Source organism: Blautia sp. LMAG:36 (assembly GCF_008680535.1).
GTDB lineage: Bacteria > Bacillota > Clostridia > Lachnospirales > Lachnospiraceae > Blautia_A > Blautia_A fusiformis.
Genome location: NZ_NALB01000006.1, coordinates 338,757 through 361,524 on the forward strand (window position 1 = coordinate 338,757; position 22,768 = coordinate 361,524).

Here is a 22,768-nt window from a genome sequence, read left to right on the forward strand (position 1 = left end):
CAAGATTGTAGGAAAAAGAGGACATAAAAATGAATATTTCACTATCTAACTGGTGGTCGTGGGGAATCTTATTGCTGTTGCTCATGATAGTGGCAGTTGTGGATTCCAGGAAAAGAATCCCACGAAAAATATCCATATTTATACTGGTTCCGCTTTTGTCTGTGGTCATCATATTTATGATGTCCGAAAATAACAAAGAGGCTGAACAAAGTTTCCATACACTTGAGGAAGCAGTAACAGCCTATGATGATCGGTCAGATGTCGTGGCGACATTACGAGGAAAAACTTCAGCATTGGTTATTATGGATGATGGAGATGTGATGGACTCACAGATTTTTGAAAAAACAGAAAGCGGCTGGAAACTTCCGGAAGATTCAGAGTTTCAGGACACAAAGCGTTTTACAGGAGACAGGATTATAGTAGACGTATCTACCGTAGCAGTTGATGGGGAATGGTATGTTGTGGTGTCACCATATCCGGGAATAAAATCTCCCATAACGAATGTATACGATTCGGAAGGAACAGAATTTTCCGAAGCAAAAGGAAGCGAAAACGTTTACTATGGATATCTGAAAAAATACCCAGAGGACTACTGGGTTTCTGCAAATGGACAGAAGATGGTTCCAATCGGGTTTTTGAAGGATTGGGTCAGAACTGGATGGAAAATAATAAGTAGTCATTAAAATAATAGATATCATAAAACAAAAGATTATTGGATTTCTATAAATGGGGAGAAGATATCGCTTGAGTGAAAAAACAAAACGTTTTTTTCTAATAACATTACTTCTGACACCAGCTTGCTACCAGATCATGCCGGAGATCAGAATGGCATTAGTATTGGCGGCAATGGGAGAAGCTGTATTATCGGCAGATAGAATTTGGGCAAGAAATGAAAGTTTTCCTTTTGCAAATTTATATGATGACAGGAATCCTCTGTATGTACGAAAAATGTTGAAAAATAGGAAATGGTTTTCCGGAATAAATGGATATTTTGTAGTACAGATTTTGCTTTTGAGTTATGTTCTTGTGATGACAGCAGGGTTCATTTCTGATCATATAATACATAGAAGATATCAGGAAATCAGACTGGAATTTTTCTGGATTTACTGGGGAATAATAATGAGTCTTGGTGTAGTGGAGGCATATTATATCCATATTTATAAGAAAAGTTTCTGCTATCCGAGAAATAAAAAAGGTATCTGGATGCCATTCAGCTTTATCGGATATGAAATGCAGGGACTGGCAGGAAGGATACTGCCTGATCCAACAGAAGAAACGGAGAAAAATCAGCCTCTGGTGTTTGAAGAATGTCTTTTTAAAAGTGGATATGCTAAAAAAGCAAATTATATATTAAAAGAGAATGACCAAATCTGTTTTTATCAGAAAAGAAAAAATCAACAGGTAAACTTATGGGCGATCATTGATATAGCAGATATGAAGAAAATGCATATCCAGCTTCTGAATGATGCATTTGAGATTTTCTGGTGTAATGAGCTGACCAGAGAAGAAAAAAAGAAAGATGTACGTTTTACCTTTGTGATCCAGACTGAGAGAATCAATGATGCTATAGGCAGGATTTTTTATGACGGATCAGGAATACGGATGTATAAACATCGAAGTCGTATGGCCGTTTTGTATGAGAAAAAACATGACATCATAAAAATAAAATGTACGGACCGTAAGTCCAGATATAAAAATATTTACAGAGAAATGAGAGAAGAACTGAAGCGGGTGATCGGAAGACGGGATGTAGATCTGTAGACGGTATGCAAAGGGGATGTGAAAAAGGTATGTTGATCAAAGTGATAGAACCAATGGTATATCTGATAATTATTGTTAATCTGGTGATCGCTATTTCCTATAAAAGAAAATCAAAAAAGACACCAGTTAAGGTTGTTGCGCCAATTGTTATATTAGGGATCGGACTCTTTGTTTGCGATACAATGTATACTCACCGAAGTTTCAGTTCTGTGGAGAAAGCTGTAGAAGCATATGGTGATAATGCTGAGATCATCCGTATTCTACAGGGAGAAAATTCTACATATGTTATCATGGATAACGAAGGAACAGTAGAGGGGAAGATTTTTCCGGAAAGTTCTGGAAAATGGAAATTGCCGGATTCTATATTTTATGGTACAGGCAGAGAGTATCAAGATGTAAAGATAAATATCGATATGTCAACGATAGAAATCAATGGGGAATGGTATGTACTGGTAGCACCGAATGATGATAATTATGTAATAGCCGATGTGAAGGATTCTGTAGGAACAAATTTTCTGGAAGCAGAAAATAACAAAAATGAAAAGATATGTTATGGATACATGGAACACAAACCGAAAGATTATTGGATTTATGTAAATGGAGAGAAGATATCACTTGATTAAAAGAATATATATTAGAAAAGAAAGAGGCAATTATACAGAAAAATGATCGACATGTTGAGCAAATCAAGTTATTTGTGCGTATATGCCCTGGTATTTGGAGGATTACTGAAATCTTTTTATTTCTATTTGGCGCCAATCGGTGTAATGGAAATTTTGGCGGTTCTGGTAAGCCTGATGATCTCAAATATTCTATTTATTCCTACGGTTATTATACCGTCAAGATGGAAAACCCCTTATAATGTGCCGGATAGTTATAACTGTCAGAATCCATTTTATGTACACGGTATGTTAAATGAAAAAAAGGAATCGAAATATGCTCTTCCTATCAGGAAAAACGGAAAGTTAAAAAGTTTTTTGTTTTTGCGAAAAATTATGATCCTGTGGTTGGGAGTGTATTTTGTATATCTGGGGATGCAGTATGTAAATCTAGGTATAAATAGTACAGTGATAGAAATCCTTCTGAATATCTCGCTGGCTTTTATGATTATGGCAAGATCATGCATGTGGATATTTTATGTGAAATTTTATAAAAAGAATTATAAATATCCAACAGATAAAGAAGGAAATTGGGCGCCATTCAGTTTTCTGTGCCAGAATATCAATATGTATTATGAAAATCCAGTGTGTTACAGGGATTTACAGATACATTCTGATGTAATGGAAAAAGATTTTGGGATTTATCAATATATAAATACGTATAAAGCTCCTCGAAATGGAAAAACTTTTTTCTACAGATATGACAAAACAGATGAGATACATATTCTGGCATATGTAAAAACAGATCTGTTTCAGGAAGCGGATATCGGAAAATTAAATAAAGCTTTTGTAGAATTTTGGAAGCAATATATCAAAACAGAAGAGGAAAAAAAGAAAATATATTTTTCCTTTGTGCTGGAAGTAGAAGATGATAATCGTGTTCTGAAGAGCATTGTACGGAATAATTCAGGGATAATGATGTATAAAAGACGATACCGTCTTGGAGCGGTATATAACCGTTATTATAATCGCCTGGAAATCCTTCCGGTATATAGATATTCGAGATATAAAAAACAATATGAGAAAATGAAAAAAGATCTGTTGGATTGTCTGGGAATATCGGATGTTGTACAGGCCTGACGACTAGGGGTGATCATAATAAACCGAAAAAGAAAAAATAATATACCTGAAAAAATTTTGTTATTTTGTATTTTATTTTTGTCATATCGTTGGATTTTTGAAGATGATAGCTTCACATTTGCAGTAGCCGGTTTGGGATATGTGACATTGACTGGATGGGTATTCAGACATGGCGAAACACCGGATCAGGATATTTCTTCGGAAAGTGTAGATGAAAATCCTTTATATGTTTATGGGATGATGAGAAAAAATAGAAAATGGCTTTCCGGAATCAGAGTGTGTTTTCTGTTTCAAATGTTGCTTTTGACAGATGTTTTTTTTGCAGCAGTATATTCCTGTTGGAAATGTTGGACGAATAGCAGTGGGAATGATGCGATTGAAAAAGCGTTATTATCACTGCATATTTTAATGATAGCGGGGTATGTTGAATTTCTGAAGCATAGTGTTAGGATTCATGCAAGAAGCTATAGGTATATAGAGAATAAAAAAGAAATCTGGATGCCATTCAGTTTTATTTGTTACAAATATGAGAAGTTAATAGATATCAAAATAACTTTTCCAGAAGAGGTCGAAGAACGAAACGTTGTATTTGAATAACTGCGCGTCGCATTCTCGTTACTTTAGTGATGAGTTAGACGCGCAAATTTTTTACCCAAAGAAAGAACACATGTTTACTTATGGCACTATATGTGCTAAAATATAGCCATGGATAGTAGAAAAAACAACAGAATCTGAGAAAAGAGTTATCAGGGAGAAATAAAAATGCAGATAATATCCAGTTATGGTGTAGAATTACGAAAACAGAATATCCCGATCCGCCAGACACTGGAGATTTATCGTGCTGCTGTCAGCTATCTGATTGGAATTTATGTGCAGGTATGGGAAGAATTAGCAGAAATCCCGGATGCAAAGAGGCGTTTTAATGCTGCAGAACATCTGGTACATACTACGAAGAAAAATCATGCCTGTTTTGATTTTGATATCCGGTTCCCAAAGATGCCTTCCTATCTGCGCAGATCTGCCATCCAGCATGCACTGGGGACAGTATCCTCTTATAAAACACGGCTGGATCTATGGGAAAAGACAGACGGAAAGAGCGGGAAACCAAAGCTTGTATATGAAAATCACGCCATGCCGGTTTTCTACCGTGATGTCATGTACCGTGAAGGAGTGGAAGGGAAAGACGAAGCATACCTGAAACTCTATGACGGTCATGACTGGAAATGGTCCTGTGTACGTCTGGAGCATACAGATATGGAACATCTGAGAAGATACTGGTCAGGGAAAAAGGCATCTGCCCCGACTCTGGAAAAGAGACACCGGAAGTACTTTTTGCGTTTTTCCTATACAGAAGAAGTAACACTTACCAAAACACCTGTGAAAGAACAGGTTATCTGCAGCGTGGACTTAGGGATCAATACCGATGCAGTCTGTACCATCATGCGGGCAGACGGAACTGTCCTGGGAAGAAGATTCATAGATCATCCCAGTGAAAAAGACCGGATGTACCGCACACTGGGACGGATCCGCAGATCCCAGAGGGAACATGGCTCTGCGCAGACACAGGGAAGATGGGCATATACGAAACGTCTGAACACGGAACTTGGAAAAAAGACTGCAGGTGCGATTGTAAGATATGCGGAAGAAAACCATGCAGATGTGATCGTGTTCGAGTATCTGGAGATGCAGGGGAAGATAGCGGGAAAGAAAAAACAGAAACTGCACCTGTGGAGAAAGCGGGATATACAGAGGCGCTGTGGACATCAGGCACACAGGAAAGGGATGCGGGTATCCAGGATCTGCGCATGGAATACCAGCAGACTGGCTTATGATGGTTCCGGAGCGGTAACACGTGATTGGGAAAATCACAGCCTCTGTACTTTCCAGACAGGAAAACGATATAATTGTGACCTGTCAGCAGCCTGTAATATAGGAGCGAGATATTTTATCAGAGAACTTTTAAAACCCATTCCGGCAACGGAAAGGTCTTTACTGGAGGCAAAAGTCCCTTCTGTAAAGCGTAGAACCTCATGTGTCTATGCAGATCTGAGAAAACTCCATTCAGAAATGGAACTCTTAAAAGTAGAATAGATACAGGCAGATATACAGCGGACTACCTGTAATGTGGGAACCAGCCATATCCGGCATGGGAAATGCGCATAACTGCGCACCTAAGTTATAGGCGTATCCGCCGATATTCAGTCTGACGCCTAAAGCGTCTGGAAGCACGCGACTTCAGTCGTGGGAGGTTCACAAAGGGCTTTTACATAACCAGTACCAAAAAAAGTCAGAATATGAACTGGACGAAAAAGGAAAAGTAAGTTTTTTCAAGAAAAATAGAAATAATCAGGTGAATATCTGGGCGCTTATAGATATTACAGATATGGATAGAAATGATGTTTTGTTGTTAAATGATAAATTTGCAGAGTTCTGGATCAATGAGATGACCAGAGAAGAAAAAAAGAAGGATATTCGTTTTACATTTGTGATCCAGGTAGATGAAATAAATGATTACCTGCAGGAAACTTTTTATGAAAGCGGGGGAATCTTTATGGCTAAGCACAGAAGCCGGCTGCCTGTATTATATGTACGCAAACACGATATCCTGAAAGTAAAATGGGCTGATGATAATTCAAGATATATGAATATCAATAAGGAAATGAGAAAAGAGTTAAAGAAAATATATGATGATTCGGAGATAGAATCCATTAATAGCTGAAGAAAGGAATCATATGGCGAATCTGATATTGAGCATTTTCGAAAGAGTTATAACAATATTAATGTTTATTCGGTCACAACCGAGTCAGCCATGACCGAATAAAAAATATGTACATATCTACTTCTCAAACCTGCAAAGCGCCTTCTGTTGTGCTCCATAAATGGAGTGATTTCCATTGACCAGATAAGCGAGGATGCATACCAGGATAAGGGGGATGGTGTTTCGGGTGCCGAAGACTTCCAGGCCGATGAGGATCGGGGCGATGAGGGTGTTGGTGGCGCTGCCGAATACTGTGGCGTAGCCAAGTGCCCCACAGATCATCGGAGGGATCCCGAGGATGGAACCTAAGACGACTCCAAGGGAAGCGCCGATGGAGAACAGTGGTGTCACTTCGCCGCCCTGAAAACCGATGGCAAGTGTAAATACAGTAAACAGAAGCTTCAGAATCCAGTCATATCCGTAGATCGTTTCTCCGGCAAAGGAAGCGGAGATGAGATTGGTTCCAAGACCTGTGTAGCGTCCGCCGTGGATCACAAACAGCAGAGCTGCCAGTGGAATGGCCATGACACCGATGCGGATCAGCGGATTTGAGATTTTTTCCCCGAATAATTTCTTTGCTTTCTGAAGAAGTACGGAAAAGCATCGTCCGGCGAGACCAAAGGCAAGTCCGAGAGCAATGAGAGAGATCATGCTTCGGAGATCGGTCACAGTCCAGGTGTCCTGGATATCCACAGCAAATTTTTCCAGTCCCAGGAAATGAGAGGTGAAGGAGGCTGTATATGCGGCAATAAGTGCCGGCAGCAGCGCATCGTACTCAAGATATCCGGCAACGATCACCTCCATGGCAAAAAATACAGCGGCCAGTGGCGTCTGGAACAGACCGCCAAAACCGGCAGCCATACCGGTGATCAGCATGACAGGCTTATTTTCCCGGATATGCAGCCTGCGTCCTGCCTCGTGAGAGAGTGTAGCACCGATCTGCACGGCAACACCTTCACGACCGGCACTTCCTCCGAAGAGATGAGTGATCCAGGTGCCGATCATTACCAGAGGGACAAGGGCCAGAGGAATCTGGTCTCTTTTTTTCTGCCCGGTTTCGAAGATCAGGGACATGCCCTTTAAGCTTAAGGTGCTGAAATGATGATACATCCACACAATAAGAAGTCCGGCCAGAGGCAGGAAGGGCAGCAGATATCGCCAGTGTGCGGTGCGAAGATCAGAGATCGCCAGCAGGCCCCGGCCGAAGATGGTATCTACGATCCCGACGCAGATTCCCACGACCACTGCAAGGACAGCATATTTCAGCTGTAGGATCCGATGTTCTTTTTGGATAGTTTCTTTTGTCATAGTAACTCCTTTCAATCTCCCGGATCTTAAAAATCCATCAAAAAAAGCTGGTAACCCCGTGCATTGCACAGAAGTCATCAGCTCATTGGCGGTTTCGATAAAGATCGGGGGAGAACTTCATTCCCTTTCTGCCTGAGAGTATAGCATCCGAGGCTGATATCGTCAATAGTCAGACGGAAATCCGGAGTATCTTATTTGCTACAGGTATGCTATGATTAAACAAATCGGCAGGTTACGGGTGAAGCAGCAAAGCGTAATATGCTGCGACTAAGACTTGCACATATGAGAATGTAAAAATAACGGAGGAGACACCATGGAAGAACCAAGAATTGACAAAACGATCTATACAGGAAGACCGGAGAATACCGAGGGCCGTCTGGAGAAGGAAATCGCAGTGTACGATTTTCTGGACAGTCTTGGGATTGAATATAAAAGAGCAGATCATGAGGCACTGATGACCATGGAGGCCTGCGAGGCAGTGGATCAGCTTCTGGGAGCGCAGATATGCAAAAATCTTTTTCTCTGCAACCGACAGAAAACAGATTTCTATCTTCTGCTGATGCCTGGAGAGAAGCCGTTTAAAACAAAATTTCTGTCCAAACAGATCGGAACAGCCAGACTTTCCTTTGCAGACGGAGAGCAGATGGAGGAATATCTGAACATTACCCCGGGATCCTTAAGTCTGATGGGACTGATCTTTGACAGAGAAAAGAAGGTACATCTGGTGATCGATAAAGAAGTCCTGGATGAAGAATATTTCGGATGCCATCCGTGTATCAATACTTCCACTTTGTTAATGAAGACCAGTGATGTAAAAGAAAAAATCCTGCCGGCGCTGGGCCACGAATATCAGGTGGTCGAGCTTCCGACAGAATAAAAATCAACGTATGGGTGTAAAGTCCTTTTTGTTGGACTCTGCTATGATGTAATGGGGGCGCTGCTTGACCTCCATGTAGGTTTTGGCTATGTATTGTCCCATGATACCCAGGCAGAAAAGCTGCAGGCCGCCGATGAAGATGATGACACAGATGGTGGAAGCCCAGCCTGGGACCGGATCATCAAAGATCAGCTTTCGGACGATGATGGCTACCAGGACCAGAAAGGAGAAACCGGTCATGGTCGTTCCGAACCAGGAGGCGATGGTCAGCGGTACCTGAGAAAAATTGATGATGCCGCTGACGGCGTATTTAAACAGCTTCCAGAAGTTCCATTTGGTCTCACCGGCTACGCGTTCGATATTTTTGTAGGGGAGCCAGCAGGTGCGGAAACCGATCCAGCCGAAGATTCCCTTGGAGAAGCGGTTGTACTCACTCATGGAGACGATGGCATCCACCATACTGCGCTTCATCAGACGGAAGTCTCTGGCACCGTCCACAATATCTGCATCCGAGATCTTATTGATCAGCTGATAAAATTTCCGGGCAAAAAAGCTCCGGATAGGTGGCTCTCCGTCACGGCTGACACGCCTGGTGGCAACGCTGTCATATTCTCCGGATTCCAGCTTCTCCAGCATTTCCGGAAGAAGGGACGGCGGATCCTGAAGATCAGCGTCCATCACTGCTACATAATCGCCGCCGGCATTGCAGAAGCCTGCATACATGGCAGCTTCCTTTCCAAAGTTTCTGGAAAAAGAAAGATAGATCACATGAGGATCCTTTTCGGAAAGTTCTTTTAAAATCTCAAGGGTTCTGTCTCTGGAACCGTCATTCACAAAGATCAGTTCATAATCACAGTTCATTTGCCTGAGGACAGAAGTGGCTTCCGGGTAAAAAAGCGGAAGAGATTCTTCCTCATTGAAGCATGGTATAATTAAAGAAATCATTTTTTGCCTCGTTTTCCAGATCATAAAAAATGATCATTTTGGCGGTTATCTGTAGTCCGCCCTGGTTTCAGGTTGCTTTTGGATGGGTACTATCATATCATATTTATCCGGAATCGGCTATAAAACAGGGGATTTTTTTCTTGCACCGCTGTTTTTTTGTGATAAACTGTAAAAAAAGACAGAAAAAAAGATAAACAAGAGGTGTGATATGCTGGAAAAATTTAACAGCTTTATGGAGAAATGGATGGCTTTTGTGACGCCGGCCTGTCTGCTTACGGGGGTACTGTTTCCGGATATTGCAAAGCATGGCGTGCCCTATGTGACGTATGCTTTTGCATTTATGACCTTTATCGGTGCGCTGAAATCCAGGTTCCGTGATGTAGCAGATGTGTTTAAGCGGCCGCTTCCGCTGCTCCTGATGCTGCTGGTCCTTCATGTGCTGGGACCGGTGGCCGCCTGCGGTCTGGGACATCTTCTGTTCCCGGGCAATATGAATTATATCACAGGAATGGTGCTGGAATTTTCCGTACCTGCAGCGGTGATCAGTCTGATGTGGGTATCCATTTATAATGGAAACAGTCCGCTGTCACTTTCGCTGGTTGTGATCGATACGATCCTGGCTCCCTTTCTGATCCCGACAGTATTGAAGCTCCTGGTGGGCTCCAGCGTAAAAATGGATACTGTGGGAATGATGAAGGAGCTGGTTTTCATGATCGCTCTGCCGGCAGTCCTTGCCATGTGCCTTAATGAAGTCAGCCATGGAAAGGTTATGGAGACCTGGCCGAAAAAGCTGGCACCTTTTTCAAAAATGTGCCTGATTTTTGTGGTAACCTCCAACTCCTCCAAAGTTTCTCCTTATATGAAGCATCTTAACGGAGAACGGCTGGAGGTAGCAGCAGCGATCCTGGTCCTGGCAGCAGGGGGATATGCCATTGGCTGGATCATTGCCATTCTTACAAGGCAGAATAAAGAGGCAACGGTTTCCATGATCTATGGTTCCGGAATGCGGAACATCAGCGCCGGTGCGGTGATCGCGGGAGCGTATTTTCCGGCGGAAACATTATTTCCGGTTATGATCGGAACGTTATTTCAGCAGATCCTGGCGGCTTTTTACGGAAGTATGATGCGCCGGGTCCAGACCGGACAGCAGGAAAGGGAGAAGGAGCATGGAGTTTCAGCATGAATTGATCATTCCCAATGAGGGATTTCCTTTTAAGCTTTTTCTTTTTGAAGGAAGAAACGGAAATTATGTAAGGGAAAAACACTGGCATACTTCGATCGAGATCTTTGCGGTGATGGACGGGAGCCTTTATTTTTATATCGATGAGAAAGAGTATCCGCTGAAGGCAGGGGAGTTTCTGATCATTAATTCCAATGAAGTACATTCTATTCAGGCGCCAGTACGTAATGAGACCATCGTACTGCAGATCCCGCTGAAGCAGTTTTCGGATTATTTTACCGCTCAGAGGTTCATCCGTTTTCGGAGCAGAAACGAAGAGTCTGAGGAAACAGACAGGCGGATGGTTTCTCTGATCCGGGAGATGTATCGGGTGTACGTATCCGGGGAAACTGGGTACGAATTCCGTATCAGGGCAGTGTTCTATGAAGTCCTTTATCTTATGGTTTCCGCATACAGGGAAACAGAGGTGGAGGAGAATGCGCTGAAGATCAGCCGCAGATTGGATGCTTTGTCAAAAATAACCACTTATATGCGGGAGCATTACAAGGAGGAACTCAGGCTTTCCGGACTTGCAGCCATGTTCGGATATTCCGATGCATATCTGTCAAGGATGTTCCGGAAATATGCGAAGGTCAATTTTAAGACATATTTACAGGATATCCGCATGGCATACGCCTATAAGGAGCTTTTGAATACAGATCATACCATCAGCTCCATCGCACTTGACAACGGGTTTGCAAGCAGCAGGGCTTTTTCCAGGGAATTTGTAAAGCGTTACGGGATCCTGCCGGGAAGAGTGGAGCGTCAGAATCATAAAAATGTCAAAAAAGTGCTATGAATGAGTCAAGAAAAGCGGCGAAAAGCATACCATGATGTGGTATGCTTTTTTCAGTTCAAAACGAAGATACAGAGAAGCTGTGAAACAGTAATTTTGTAAGGAGGGTTAAATCGTGAAAATTCAGAAAGTAACAGATCCGGCTTTCCGCAGATACGGAAAGGTTCTGGAGGGATACAATTTCGGTCCGCTTCTGAAGGAGATGAAGCATACACCGGTTCCGGAGGATGTGGTATATGTTCCGTCAGCAGAGGAGCTGGAAGCTCTCGATGTGGAAAAAGAGCTGAAAAACAGAGCGTTTGGTGGATTACCTGTCCAGATCGGATATTGCAATGGTCACAATAAAAAGCTGAATGCCCTGGAATATCATCGGAATTCCGAGATCAATGTAGCAGTGACAGATCTTGTACTGCTTATCGGACATCAGCAGGATATAGAAGAGGATCTTACATACGATACCTCAAAGGTGGAGGCATTTCTGGTACCGGCAGGAACCGGGATCGAGGTTTATGCCACAACGCTCCACTATGCACCGTGTCATGTGAATGAGAGTGGATTTCAGTGTGTAGTTGTTCTTCCGAAAGGAACCAACACAGAGATTGATTTTCCGATGTCAGAGGACGGAGAGGACGGTCTGATGACAGCCAGAAATAAATGGCTTATCGCTCATGAGGATGCGAAGATCGAAGGTGCATTCAACGGATTGAAGGGTGAAAATATCACACTTGACTGATTTTGGGTGAAGTGAATAGTTACAAACGAACAATAATATCACCGGTGGAAAATCTGCCGGATATAAAAAGGAGAATGAAGATTATGAACAACATGCCAGAAGTTAAGATCGGAATCGTTGCAGTCAGCAGAGATTGTTTTCCGGAAAGTCTTTCCGTAAACAGGAGAAAAGCTCTTGTAGAAGCTTACACAAAGAAATACGATGCAAAGGATATCTACGAATGTCCGGTCTGTATCGTAGAGAGTGAGATCCATATGGTCCAGGCTCTGGAGGATATCAAAAAAGCAGGCTGTAACGCACTCTGTGTATATCTTGGAAACTTCGGACCGGAGATTTCTGAGACCCTTCTTGCAAAGCATTTCGAGGGACCGAAGATGTTCATCGCAGCAGCAGAGGAAACACAGGATAATCTTTGCCAGGGACGTGGAGATGCTTACTGCGGTATGCTGAACGCAAGCTACAATCTGCAGCTTCGCAACGTAAAAGCTTATATTCCGGAGTATCCGGTAGGTGACGCAGAGGACTGTGCAGATATGATCCATGAGTTCCTTCCGATCGCAAGAGCAATCGAAGGACTTAGCAACTTAAAGATCATCAGCTTCGGACCGCGTCCTACAAACTTCCTTGCATGCAATGCACCGATCAAACAGCTTTACAACCTTGGCGTAGAGATCGAGGAGAATTCTGAGCTGGATCTTTTCGAGGCATTTAACAATCATGCAGGTGATGAGAGAATCCCGGCAATCGTTAAAGAGATGGAAGAGGAGCTTGGCGCAGGAAACAAGAAGCCGGAGATCCTTCCGAAACTTGCACAGTATGAGCTGACTCTGAAAGACTGGGTGAGAGATCACAAGGGATATCGTAAATATGTAACACTGACAGGTAAATGCTGGCCGGCATTCCAGACACAGTTCGGATTCGTTCCGTGTTATGTAAACAGCCGCCTGACAGCACAGGGCATTCCAGTATCCTGTGAGGTTGATATCTATGGTACATTAAGTGAGTTTATTGGACAGGTAGTAAGTGATGATATCGTTACACTTCTTGATATCAACAATTCCGTTCCGAAGGATATGTACAAAGAATCTATCGAAGGAAAATTCAACTATACACTTCAGGATACCTTTATGGGATTCCATTGTGGAAACACAGCATCCAGCAAGCTGTCCTTCTGTGAGATGAAATATCAGATGATCATGGCAAGATCCCTTCCAATCGAGGTTACAAACGGAACTCTTGAGGGAGATATCAAGCCTGGAGATATCACCTTCTATCGTCTGCAGAGTACAGCGGACAACAAGCTTCGTGCATATATCGCACACGGCGAGGTTCTTCCGGTTGCAACACGTTCCTTCGGTGCTATCGGTGTATTTGCAATTCCGGAGATGGGACGTTTCTACCGTCACGTGCTGATCGAGGGAGGATTCCCGCATCACGGTGCTGTAGCATTCGGACATCACGGAAAAGCTCTCTTCGAGGTGTTCAAATACATTGGTGTACCGGTTGAAGAGATCGGTTACAATCAGCCGGCAGGCGTGAGATATCCGACAGAGAATCCTTGGAGATAATTAAAACAGGCAGGTAAGATCATCCGTACGTGCTGCCTGATACAAGCAAGTCTCCACTCGCTGCTTATTGCTTTTCGTAACCCCGCAGGGGACTTTCTTGATTTGGTTAAATACGATTCAGAAACCGCGGGCTCTCAGGCGTGCAGGCGCTGCGAACTGAGAGCTGCGGTTTCTGTATTTACAGGAGGAAAAATTACTATGTATTATATTGGCGTTGATCTTGGAACTTCCGCTGTAAAGCTTCTTCTTATGGAAGGATCCGGAAAGATCTGCAACATCGTATCAAAAGAATATCCGCTGTTCTTCCCCCATCCGGGCTGGTCTGAGCAGAATCCGGAGGACTGGTTCACCCAGAGCATAGAAGGGATCAAAGAGCTCACAGAAGGGATTGACCGCAAAGAAGTAGCAGGAATCGGTTTTGGTGGTCAGATGCACGGTCTTGTAACTCTGGATAAAGATGACAATGTGATCCGTCCGGCGATTCTCTGGAATGACGGCCGTACCGGTGAGGAGACGGAATATCTTAATACGGTTATCGGAAAGGAAAAACTTTCTCAGTATACCGCAAACATTGCATTTGCAGGCTTCACTGCACCAAAGATCCTCTGGATGCAGAAGCATGAGCCTGAGAATTTCAAAAAAGTGGTAAAGATCATGCTTCCGAAGGATTATCTTGCCTATCGTTTAAGCGGATCCTTCTGCACAGATGTATCCGATGCTTCCGGTATGCTTCTTCTGGATGTGAAGAACCGCTGTTGGTCAAAGGAAATGCTTGAGATTTGCCATATCACAGAGGAACAGCTTCCGAAGCTGTACGAGAGCTGGCAGGTAGTCGGAAACCTGAAAGCGGAAGTTGCAAAAGAGCTTGGCTTCTCAGAGGATGTGAAGGTTGTAGCAGGTGCAGGCGACAATGCTGCGGCAGCTGTGGGAACAGGAACGGTTGGCGATGGCCAGTGCAACATTTCCCTTGGAACATCTGGTACGATCTTTATTTCCAGCAAAGATTTCGGAGTAGATGAAAACAATGCACTGCATTCCTTTGACCATGCAGATGGAAGCTATCATCTGATGGGATGCATGTTAAGTGCTGCTTCCTGCAACAAATGGTGGTCAGAGGAGATCCTTAAGATAAAGGATTTTGCGGCAGAGCAGGCACCGATCCAAAAGCTTGGCGAAAATCAGGTGTTTTTCCTTCCATATCTGATGGGAGAGAGATCTCCGCATAACAACCCGGATGCAAGAGGCGTATTTTTCGGAATGTCCATGGATACCACGAGAGCAGATATGACACAGGCTGTTCTGGAAGGAGTTGCTTTCGGGCTTCGCGATTCCCTGGAGGTTGCAAGAAGCCTCGGGATCCATATTGAGCGCACCAAGATCTGCGGCGGCGGAGCCAAGAGCCCTCTCTGGAAAAAGATCATCGCAAATGTGATGAACCTGAAGGTGGATGTGCCGGAGAATGAGGAAGGCCCGTCCATGGGCGGTGCAATGCTGGCAGCAGTAGGCTGCGGCGAATACCCGGATGTGGAAACGATCTGTAATAAGCTGGTCAGGGTAGTAGATACGGTAGAACCGGAACCGGAGCTGGTTGCAAAATATGAAGAAAAATACCGGAAATTTCGCAAACTGTATCCGGCAATGAAAGAGTTGTTCAGATAACAGCCATTTTCACGGATAAATATTGTTATGCTTCATAGGTATGGAGCACTGAACGGTTAAAGATCAGGAGCATGTCACAGCTCCTGATTTTTTCTGTACTGTCTTGGTGTACAGCCCTTGATTTTCGTAAAGACTTTTGTGTAATAATTAGAGTCCGAAAAACCGGACAGTAGTCCTGATTCCGTAATAGAACAGGAGGGATTTTCCAGATATTCCAGGCTGCGTTCAATGCGGTATTCCTGGATGTATCCGAAGAGTGTGATATTCATGCATTTTTTGAAAAGCCGGCTGCATTCGCTGGGACTTAAGTGGATCAGGTCTGCAACATCATTCAGGAGGATCTTTTCAGAGTAGTGTTCTGCGATATAGGACATGATCTGACGGATGCGGCGGTAGTTTTCTTCATCCTGACCGGATGGAAGAGTTGTCCGGGAGATCGTATTTTCATACAAGATCTTCCAGAAGTGCTGCAGTCTGGCGATGATCTCAAATTCATACATGGGTTCCCGACTGCAGTCCAGGCCGATGATGTCACGGATATCTTTTATGGCCTCGGAGTGCCATTTGCAAGATAGATCAAGCGGTACGGCGGACAGGGAAAAGCTTCGGAGGATCGGTTCTGTATATTTCTGGAAAAGAAGGCTTCCCGAAAATCCGTAGATCAGTTTGGGGTCAAAGGTTATGGGGATATACTGACAGTCCTGATCCTGATACATATATCCGGCATGAAGGGCATTGGCATTGCCAAAGATTGCCTGTCCCTCTTTCAAGTGAAAGGTATTCTGATTGACCTTGTAGAGCATTTCGCCCTTTTCGATATAGGTAAGCTCGATCTCCGGATGCCAGTGCCACAGAAAGGAACCGGTCTCATAGCCGGAAAGCCGCTCGTAGCTTACCAGGAATGGGAAGGAGCTGTCTCCGTGTTTTTTCAGTTCTTTTCCGGCGGGATCTGTGATGATCTGCATGGTGTTACCTCCTTCCTTCTGTGCGCGGATCCTGAAGTGTATATCTGCTTTTCATAGTGGAATTTATTTTATCAGAAAAGGCAGAAAATGCAAAGGGATATTCCGGGATCACCACAAAATAATACGGTTTTTACACAAAATTGTTATGGACAGAAAAGACGGAACTGCTATAATAAAAGTACATGAAGCGTTACTATTCACTGGTAATATTCCGCGCATTGCGAAGCGTGTTGCTGAGAACGGAGTGAACAGTAACCATGAAGCGTGACAGAGCGGAAGATTTTTTCAGGTTCTTCCGGATCTGGGGTGTGTAAACTATATAACAGGAGGAAGAAAAAATGGGAACAATTAAAATTCCGGCAGCAGAAGTGCTGAAAAAAATCTATGGCGAGACAGAGGAGAGCAGCGCCCGTTATACCAATCTTGCTGTGAATTTCGAGAAGAAATATCATCATGACAAGGCAGAGTTTTTTACTGCTCCGGGCCGTACGGAGATCATTGGCAACCATGTTGATCATAACGGCGGTCAGATCATTGCGGCAAGTATTGATCTGGATACCATCGGTGCTGCTTATCCAAACGGAACCAATGTGATCCATATGATCAGTGAGGGTTACAAACAGGAAGTAGTTGTTGATCTTGACAAGCTCAGCACAGAAACCTATACAAAAGGTACAGATGCTCTTGTTGCAGGTATTATGGAGTATATGCAGAAAAAAGGCTATGCTACCGGTGGATTTGACGCTTATGTTTCCACCAAGGTTATTGCCGCTGCAGGTGTAAGCTCCTCTGCTTCCTTTGAGATGCTTGTATGTGCGATCACCAATTATTTCTTTAATGAAGGTAAGCTGGAGTATGGCGAGTATGCGAGAGCAGGTCAGTATGCTGAGAATGTTTACTGGAAAAAGGCTTCCGGTCTGATGGACCAGATGGCTTGTGCTGCCGGTGGCCCGATCCTTCTGGATTTCTCTGATAAAGAGAATATCAGCTGTGAGAAGATTGCATTTTCCTTTGAGGATATGGGCTGCAGACTTGTGATCGTAAATACCGGTAAGGGCCATGCAGATCTCAGTGAGGAATATTCCTCTATTCCTATGGAGATGCGTGAGGCTGCGAAGGCTATGGGCGTAGAGCTTCTCTGTGAGTCCAGTATGGAGAATCTTCTGGCACATGTGAAGGATATTCCGAATGACCGTGCTGTTCTTCGTGCGATGCATTTTTATGAAGAGAACAGACGTGTTGCAGATGCTGTGAAGGCTGTTGAGAATAAAGACGGTGAGGGATTCCTGCGCCTTCTTGAAGAGTCTGGTAATTCTTCCTGGGAGTGGTTGCAGAACTGTTATTCTCTGCAGAATTGCAAGGAGCAGAAGATCACGTTGAGTCTGGCGCTTACCAAGCTGTTTCTGAATAAGATCGGTGCTGGTATCTGCAGAGTTCATGGTGGTGGTTTTGCAGGAGTTATCATGTGCGTGCTTCCAATCGAGAACGCAGATGCGTATGTGGACTATATGGCTCAGTATGTTGGAAGGGAAAATGTCTATCCGATGAATATCAGGAGTACAGGGGCTGTTCATGTTGAGTGATTTTTGACGGCATAACGAACGTCATGGAGGGCGATTCGTTTCCGAATGCGGCTTTGGCGGCATCCGGAAATGAACCGCCCTTTGCGCTGTACTATGATTTTTTATTTTTTAATCAAAATTTTATGATTTGTTTCTGATTTAAATTTATGGGTTATGGTATAATGAGAAAAATTTTAAGAGAGTATTAAAAAAGAATTTGCAGAAGTTTTCAAGGTGATGTTTCTGGAGTTGTTTTGAGTTTTGTTTTTTTCATTATATTTCATAAGAAAGGTTTGACATATTTATGAGCAGAAGAGAGTTTCTTGAGGTTTTACGGGGGCAGCTGTCCGGACAGATGACCCAGGGGAGAGCTGCGGCTCATGTGCGGTATTATGAGGATTACATTCAGTCTCAGGTCCGGAACGGCCGAAGTGAATCAGATGTTCTGGCAGAACTGGGGGATCCCAGGCTGATTGCCAAGACTTTGATCGATACAGATGACAGTGCAGCTGTTTATGATGAGTCCGGTTATTCTGAAGAGAGCTACGGTGCAGATGATTATGCGGATAATGGGACGGAGAGCAGTGCCGGAAAGGCAAGAAGCTTTAAACTGGATCTGAGCACATGGTATGGGAAGGCGATCGTGATCGCCATTGCAGCGTTAATTGTGATACTTTTAACAACTGTTTTGGTGGCAGTTGCTCCATTTTTGATAATTTTTGGTATAGTTTTGTATTTAATATCCTGGTACAGGAAGAAAAAAGTGTAATTGTTCCACAACAGCTGTGAGTTAAAGACAATTTCCGTGTAATGAAATGGATTGCTTGTGAAAAAAGTATTTATAAGATTTGCATAAAAAATATGTGTTTGGTCTTGATTTATAGTGGATTTTACTGTATAATCTGGATTAACAAGTTGAGATTGTGTCTGTTTTGTATAAAAACAGATGATGCCATTGAGAAGAGAGAACGGCAGAAGATATGCATCGAAGGATGCGTTATTTTCTGCCGATTTTTTTATCTATTTTTTTATGGAAGGTGATCAGAATGGATTGCCTTATTGAGGTACGGTAAATTGTATAAAATAGATAAAAAAATAATTGTTATTAAATGATAATTGTATAAAATAAATAAAGAAATATTGAAAAATAGAGAAATGGCTGTTGATTATATGCAAGAAATATGTTATCATTTGGTAAAAAAGCTGGTAAAGATAACAAACGCGCAAATACAAAGGAGGGTAGTGAGAGGGCATTTTTGACAGCAGAACGTAAATGAGAGTTTTGCTTAATGTATTGGGGTAATTGCTGGAAGATATAACGGAAATGTTTTTCAGCAGAATGTGTAATGAGCAACATGATCAGCACTGTCAGGGGGACAGAGATATCGTGATGATGCAGCTGATCGGTAGTACGTAAATTTATGAAAAGCAGGTGATATACAATGAAAAGTAAAAAATCTTTTTTCAGGACAGTGGAGCCTTATCTCTATCTGGTTCCTGTAATGATCCTTTTTATACTGTTTGTATTCTGGCCGTTCGTTAAGACGATCCAGCTGAGCTTTGCCAGAACCACACCTCTTGGTCAGGTGGCACAGTATGTAGGACTTGACAACTATACGAATATTTTTACAGATGGAACGTTCCTTAACAGTTTGGTGACAACACTGAAATTTTCTGTTATGCGAGTTATCCTTTCTATTGTGCTCGGTTTTATACTGGCGATCATCAGTACAGAGAAGATCAGGGCAAAGGGATTTTTCCGTACTGTATATGCACTTCCGATGGCTATTTCCGCAGCAGCGGCATCTGTAGTGTTCATGTTTATTTTCCACAGCTCTCTGGGTATCCTGAACAGGGCTCTCGGAACTCATATCGGATGGCTGACAGATAAGAAATATGCACTGATCGCAGTTACGATCGTTAGTGTATGGATGGCGATCGGTATGAATTTCATTTACCTTACTGCAGCGATCCAGAGTGTACCGGCTGAGCTTTATGAGAGCGTTGCCCTGGATGGAGCGAATTTCTTCCAGAAGCACCGTCATGTAACGATTCCGTCAATCTCTCCGACACTGTTCTTCCTTCTCATCATCAATGTCATCAACTCCGTACAGGCATACGCAGAGTTCAAGATGATGACCCAGGGCGGACCGGCAGAGAGTACCAACGTTATCGTGTATGAGATTTACCAGGAGGCATTTATCAACAGCCGTTTCGGTGTGGCCTGTTCAGAATCCGTAATTCTGTTTGTTATTTTGATCATCCTGACTGCACTGCAGTTTAGACTGGAAAAGAAGGTGACCTACTGATGAAAGAAAAACCATATGTAAAAGTGGCGATGTATGCGCTGAATATTATTTTTGCAATTATTATTATTGTTCCTGTTATCTACTGTTTCAATGTTAGTATGATGGATCTGAAGGAGATCTACGGCGGAAAGTTCTGGCCGTCCCATCTGACTATCGAGAACTACACAAGAGCATTTCAGCTTGCACCGTTCTTTACCTTCATTAAGAACTCACTGATCGTATCCGGTGTTATCACATTTGCTCAGGTCGTTACAGGTGCTCTTGCAGCATATGCTTTTGCAATGATGGAGTTCAAAGGCAAAAAGGTCCTGTTCTATATTATGCTGGCAACCATGATGATCCCGAGCCAGGCGATCATCATCGCAAACTACCTGACTATTGCTGACTGGGGTATCCGTAATACATACGCAGCGCTGATCCTTCCTAATGCAGCAGCAGCTTTTGCGGTATTCAACATGCGTCAGGCATTCCTGACACTGCCGAAGGAGATCCATGAGGCGGCAGAGATTGACGGATGTACAAATTTCAAGTTCTTATATACCATCGGTGTTCCGCTTATCAAACCATCACTGGGTGCTCTGATCATCTATGTATTCCTTCAGAGCTGGAACTACTATCTGTGGCCACTGCTTGTAACAGACAGTGTAAATATGAGAACGGTTCAGATCGGTCTTGGTATGCTTCAGGGGGCTGAGGCAACAGACTTCCGACCGGTTATGGCTGGCGCTATGGTTATCCTGATTCCGTCGATCCTTGTATTTATCATTGGTCAGAAGCAGATGATCAGTGGTCTGACAGCAGGTGCTGTTAAGGGTTGATCCAATCACATAAGAGCAAGTAGCAAAAATGTTAATTTGTCCGACCTGTATTGGGGCGGGTCGGACCATTATAAAAGGAGGGTTTCTATATGAACAACAAAAAATGGATGGCGATTCTTTTAGGAGGAATCATGGCTGCATCTCTGGCAGCTCCGTGCTCAGTAAGTGCAGCTGAGAAAACAACACTTACATTCTGGCATGCAATGGGCGGCACAAACGGTGAGGTGCTTCAGCAGATCGTGGATGATTTCAACGCATCCCAGGATGAGATTGAGATTAAAGCTGAGTATCAGGGAACCTATGATGATACCATCACAAAACTGAAAGCTGCTATGCAGAGTGACTCCGGTCTTCCGGATGTCTGCCAGATGTATGACGTAGGAACAAAGTTCATGTATGACAGTGGTGCTGTCATTCCTGTAGAAGACAAATTTGAGAGCACAGGCTATGATAAGAGCTCTGTTATGGAGGTTATCAGCAGCTACTATACCGTAGACGGCAAGCAGTATGCAATGCCATTTAACGTATCCACACCTATGCTGTATTACAACAAAGACGTATTTGAGGCAGCAGGACTTGATCCTGAAACTCCGCCAACAACTTATGATGAGGTTCTTGAGGATGCCAAGAAGATCGTAGAGAGCGGAGCAGCTCCGGTTGGTTATTCACAGGCTATTTACGGATGGTTCTTTGAGCAGCAGCTTGCAGGACTTGGTGTAACATACGGAAACAATGACAATGGACGTAAAGAGGCAGTTACAGCTGTTGATTTTGATTCCAACGGCGGCGGCCTGAAAGTATTTGATATGTGGAAAAAGCTGTATGATTCCGGATATTTCGAAGATTACGGAACAACAACAGCAGATACTCAGACAGCATTCTTCTCCGGACAGGTTGGTATGATCATCGAGTCTACTGCTATCCTGAAAAATGCAGTTGATTCTTCTCCGTTCGAAGTTGGTACAGGATATCTTCCGAGAATCGAGCAGAATGATGAAGGCGGTGTTATCATCGGTGGTGGATCCCTGTGGCTTACAGATACAGGCAACGAAGCTAACGAAGATGCAGCATGGAAATTCATCGAGTACATCACAACTCCTGATGTACAGGCTAAATGGTCCATGGGTACAGGATACTTTGCGATCAACGAGAAAGCTTATGAGACAGAGGATATGAAGGCTTACCTCAAAGAAAACCCGAACTTCGAGACAGCTATCAACCAGCTGAAGGATTCTCCTGTAAACTGCAATACAGCAGGTGTTCTCTCAGGTGTACAGACAGAAGCCCGTCTTACATTCAACGAGATCATGCCGCAGGTATATGATGGCAAGCTTACAACTCAGGACGCTGTTGATCAGCTTGCAGCTTCTGTAAACAAAGCGATCGAGAACTATAACGAGTCTATTAAATAATCAGAATGCCCTCTGATCAGTAGATAGAGCAACAGATAGGGATACCGCCGCTGGGCGCCGGTATCCCTGCTGTTTTACATGCTGTGAGACTACAGATCATGTATATCCGGGGGATAGGATCATATGAAAAACTGCGTAGTGAGACGGACGGAGTGAGTCCGGCTGACTAGACAGCTTTCGAATGGAGTGAGTGTGGCCTGCGGCGTTCGTGCAAGGCAAAATGAAGTGATGCGCTATTGGCGTTATCACCGGCAGAAAATAATGTTACAACAGGAAAGGGGCAAATTTTTGGGCGGAATTCTCGGAGCATGTAATGCAATATCGGATTATTTGCACACT

Annotated in this window: 21 protein-coding genes and 1 riboswitch; of the genes, 18 read left to right on the forward strand and 3 right to left on the reverse strand. The window is 43.5% G+C overall.

The window, feature by feature from the left end; all coding sequences use genetic code 11:
- The first annotated feature begins 29 nt into the window (after positions 1-29).
- The 7 genes from CCC17_RS09015 (at position 30) to CCC17_RS09045 (ending at position 6,219) form a co-directional block, all read left to right on the forward strand.
- Positions 30-683, forward strand: coding sequence for a hypothetical protein (locus CCC17_RS09015; RefSeq protein ID WP_021650214.1), 654 nt, complete (start codon positions 30-32; stop codon positions 681-683).
- Positions 684-825: 142 nt separating this feature from the next.
- Positions 826-1,761 (forward strand): hypothetical protein, encoded by a 936-nt coding sequence (locus CCC17_RS09020; protein WP_287082964.1) that lies wholly within the window; start codon positions 826-828, stop codon positions 1,759-1,761.
- A gap of 29 nt (positions 1,762-1,790) precedes the next feature.
- Positions 1,791-2,384: a hypothetical protein gene (locus CCC17_RS09025; protein WP_287082965.1), complete on the forward strand. Its 594-nt coding sequence runs from the start codon at positions 1,791-1,793 to the stop codon at positions 2,382-2,384.
- Positions 2,385-2,900: 516 nt separating this feature from the next.
- Entirely contained in the window at positions 2,901-3,500 is a 600-nt protein-coding gene (locus CCC17_RS09030) for a hypothetical protein (RefSeq protein WP_270484784.1), read from the forward strand.
- Between the two features lie 9 nt (positions 3,501-3,509).
- The gene (locus CCC17_RS09035) at positions 3,510-4,097 is read left to right on the forward strand and encodes a hypothetical protein (protein WP_244791242.1); all 588 of its coding nucleotides are present in this window, start codon (positions 3,510-3,512) and stop codon (positions 4,095-4,097) included.
- Between the two features lie 165 nt (positions 4,098-4,262).
- Positions 4,263-5,591, forward strand: coding sequence for a transposase (locus tag CCC17_RS09040; protein WP_244791240.1), 1,329 nt, complete (start codon positions 4,263-4,265; stop codon positions 5,589-5,591).
- Positions 5,592-5,883: 292 nt separating this feature from the next.
- Positions 5,884-6,219, forward strand: a complete 336-nt coding sequence (locus tag CCC17_RS09045) for a hypothetical protein (RefSeq protein ID WP_244791238.1) — start codon at positions 5,884-5,886, stop codon at positions 6,217-6,219.
- A gap of 117 nt (positions 6,220-6,336) precedes the next feature.
- Here the strand turns inward: CCC17_RS09045 and CCC17_RS09050 are convergent, their stop codons facing one another.
- Positions 6,337-7,566 carry a chloride channel protein gene (locus CCC17_RS09050; RefSeq protein ID WP_287082967.1) on the reverse strand — a complete coding sequence of 410 codons (1,230 nt, stop codon included), beginning with the start codon at positions 7,564-7,566 and terminating at the stop codon, positions 6,337-6,339.
- 61 nt (positions 7,567-7,627) lie between these two features.
- A riboswitch (Fluoride riboswitch) is annotated at positions 7,628-7,700 on the reverse strand.
- 179 nt (positions 7,701-7,879) lie between these two features.
- Here CCC17_RS09050 and CCC17_RS09055 point away from each other — a divergent pair.
- Positions 7,880-8,443, forward strand: coding sequence for a prolyl-tRNA synthetase associated domain-containing protein (locus tag CCC17_RS09055; protein ID WP_144093907.1), 564 nt, complete (start codon positions 7,880-7,882; stop codon positions 8,441-8,443).
- 3 nt (positions 8,444-8,446) lie between these two features.
- On the opposite strand, the gene CCC17_RS09060 is transcribed toward CCC17_RS09055, so the two are convergent.
- Positions 8,447-9,388 (reverse strand): glycosyltransferase family 2 protein, encoded by a 942-nt coding sequence (locus CCC17_RS09060; protein ID WP_015527465.1) that lies wholly within the window; start codon positions 9,386-9,388, stop codon positions 8,447-8,449.
- Between the two features lie 208 nt (positions 9,389-9,596).
- Here CCC17_RS09060 and CCC17_RS09065 point away from each other — a divergent pair, with 208 nt between their 5' ends.
- The 5 genes from CCC17_RS09065 to xylB all read left to right on the forward strand — a co-directional run bounded on the left by CCC17_RS09065 (position 9,597) and on the right by xylB (position 15,363).
- A complete protein-coding gene (locus CCC17_RS09065) occupies positions 9,597-10,571 on the forward strand; it encodes a bile acid:sodium symporter family protein (protein WP_287082969.1) in 975 nt (324 codons plus the stop codon).
- The gene (locus tag CCC17_RS09070) at positions 10,555-11,406 is read left to right on the forward strand and encodes an AraC family transcriptional regulator (protein ID WP_287082971.1); all 852 of its coding nucleotides are present in this window, start codon (positions 10,555-10,557) and stop codon (positions 11,404-11,406) included. The genes CCC17_RS09065 and CCC17_RS09070 overlap by 17 nt, the downstream gene beginning before the upstream one ends.
- Before the next feature lie 112 nt (positions 11,407-11,518).
- Positions 11,519-12,136, forward strand: a complete 618-nt coding sequence (locus CCC17_RS09075; protein ID WP_114002067.1) for a DUF4867 family protein — start codon at positions 11,519-11,521, stop codon at positions 12,134-12,136.
- An 83-nt stretch (positions 12,137-12,219) separates the two neighbouring features.
- Positions 12,220-13,704, forward strand: coding sequence for an L-fucose/L-arabinose isomerase family protein (locus CCC17_RS09080; protein WP_118515064.1), 1,485 nt, complete (start codon positions 12,220-12,222; stop codon positions 13,702-13,704).
- Positions 13,705-13,902: 198 nt separating this feature from the next.
- Positions 13,903-15,363, forward strand: coding sequence for a xylulokinase (xylB, locus tag CCC17_RS09085; protein ID WP_173733446.1), 1,461 nt, complete (start codon positions 13,903-13,905; stop codon positions 15,361-15,363).
- Positions 15,364-15,437: 74 nt separating this feature from the next.
- Here xylB and CCC17_RS09090 read toward each other — a convergent pair whose 3' ends face one another.
- Positions 15,438-16,328, reverse strand: a complete 891-nt coding sequence (locus CCC17_RS09090) for an AraC family transcriptional regulator (protein ID WP_173733447.1) — start codon at positions 16,326-16,328, stop codon at positions 15,438-15,440.
- A 347-nt stretch (positions 16,329-16,675) separates the two neighbouring features.
- On the opposite strand from CCC17_RS09090, the gene CCC17_RS09095 reads away from it, so the two are divergent.
- The 5 genes from CCC17_RS09095 (at position 16,676) to CCC17_RS09115 (ending at position 22,429) form a co-directional block, all read left to right on the forward strand.
- Positions 16,676-17,911, forward strand: coding sequence for a galactokinase (locus tag CCC17_RS09095; protein WP_431833698.1), 1,236 nt, complete (start codon positions 16,676-16,678; stop codon positions 17,909-17,911).
- A gap of 283 nt (positions 17,912-18,194) precedes the next feature.
- Positions 18,195-18,659, forward strand: a complete 465-nt coding sequence (locus tag CCC17_RS09100; RefSeq protein ID WP_022426942.1) for a DUF1700 domain-containing protein — start codon at positions 18,195-18,197, stop codon at positions 18,657-18,659.
- Positions 18,660-19,332: 673 nt separating this feature from the next.
- Positions 19,333-20,199: a carbohydrate ABC transporter permease gene (locus tag CCC17_RS09105; RefSeq protein ID WP_022426943.1), complete on the forward strand. Its 867-nt coding sequence runs from the start codon at positions 19,333-19,335 to the stop codon at positions 20,197-20,199.
- Positions 20,199-21,017, forward strand: a complete 819-nt coding sequence (locus CCC17_RS09110) for a carbohydrate ABC transporter permease (protein ID WP_021651865.1) — start codon at positions 20,199-20,201, stop codon at positions 21,015-21,017. The genes CCC17_RS09105 and CCC17_RS09110 overlap by 1 nt, the downstream gene beginning before the upstream one ends.
- A gap of 89 nt (positions 21,018-21,106) precedes the next feature.
- Positions 21,107-22,429, forward strand: a complete 1,323-nt coding sequence (locus tag CCC17_RS09115; RefSeq protein ID WP_015527452.1) for an ABC transporter substrate-binding protein — start codon at positions 21,107-21,109, stop codon at positions 22,427-22,429.
- The last annotated feature ends 339 nt before the right edge of the window (positions 22,430-22,768 follow it).

What these genes read in the sequence shown, in the direction of transcription:
- CCC17_RS09040 (WP_244791240.1), top strand. Translation starts at nt 4,263, where the DNA reads ATGCAGATAATATCCAGTTATGGTGTAGAATTACGAAAACAGAATATC.
- xylB (WP_173733446.1), top strand. Translation starts at nt 13,903, where the DNA reads ATGTATTATATTGGCGTTGATCTTGGAACTTCCGCTGTAAAGCTTCTT.
- CCC17_RS09060 (WP_015527465.1), bottom strand. Translation starts at nt 9,388, where the DNA reads ATGATTTCTTTAATTATACCATGCTTCAATGAGGAAGAATCTCTTCCG.
- CCC17_RS09015 (WP_021650214.1), top strand. Translation starts at nt 30, where the DNA reads ATGAATATTTCACTATCTAACTGGTGGTCGTGGGGAATCTTATTGCTG.
- CCC17_RS09070 (WP_287082971.1), top strand. Translation starts at nt 10,555, where the DNA reads ATGGAGTTTCAGCATGAATTGATCATTCCCAATGAGGGATTTCCTTTT.
- CCC17_RS09025 (WP_287082965.1), top strand. Translation starts at nt 1,791, where the DNA reads ATGTTGATCAAAGTGATAGAACCAATGGTATATCTGATAATTATTGTT.
- CCC17_RS09115 (WP_015527452.1), top strand. Translation starts at nt 21,107, where the DNA reads ATGAACAACAAAAAATGGATGGCGATTCTTTTAGGAGGAATCATGGCT.
- CCC17_RS09110 (WP_021651865.1), top strand. Translation starts at nt 20,199, where the DNA reads ATGAAAGAAAAACCATATGTAAAAGTGGCGATGTATGCGCTGAATATT.
- CCC17_RS09105 (WP_022426943.1), top strand. Translation starts at nt 19,333, where the DNA reads ATGAAAAGTAAAAAATCTTTTTTCAGGACAGTGGAGCCTTATCTCTAT.
- CCC17_RS09020 (WP_287082964.1), top strand. Translation starts at nt 826, where the DNA reads ATGGCATTAGTATTGGCGGCAATGGGAGAAGCTGTATTATCGGCAGAT.
- CCC17_RS09090 (WP_173733447.1), bottom strand. Translation starts at nt 16,328, where the DNA reads ATGCAGATCATCACAGATCCCGCCGGAAAAGAACTGAAAAAACACGGA.
- CCC17_RS09055 (WP_144093907.1), top strand. Translation starts at nt 7,880, where the DNA reads ATGGAAGAACCAAGAATTGACAAAACGATCTATACAGGAAGACCGGAG.
- CCC17_RS09065 (WP_287082969.1), top strand. Translation starts at nt 9,597, where the DNA reads ATGCTGGAAAAATTTAACAGCTTTATGGAGAAATGGATGGCTTTTGTG.
- CCC17_RS09080 (WP_118515064.1), top strand. Translation starts at nt 12,220, where the DNA reads ATGAACAACATGCCAGAAGTTAAGATCGGAATCGTTGCAGTCAGCAGA.
- CCC17_RS09050 (WP_287082967.1), bottom strand. Translation starts at nt 7,566, where the DNA reads ATGACAAAAGAAACTATCCAAAAAGAACATCGGATCCTACAGCTGAAA.
- CCC17_RS09045 (WP_244791238.1), top strand. Translation starts at nt 5,884, where the DNA reads ATGGATAGAAATGATGTTTTGTTGTTAAATGATAAATTTGCAGAGTTC.
- CCC17_RS09100 (WP_022426942.1), top strand. Translation starts at nt 18,195, where the DNA reads ATGAGCAGAAGAGAGTTTCTTGAGGTTTTACGGGGGCAGCTGTCCGGA.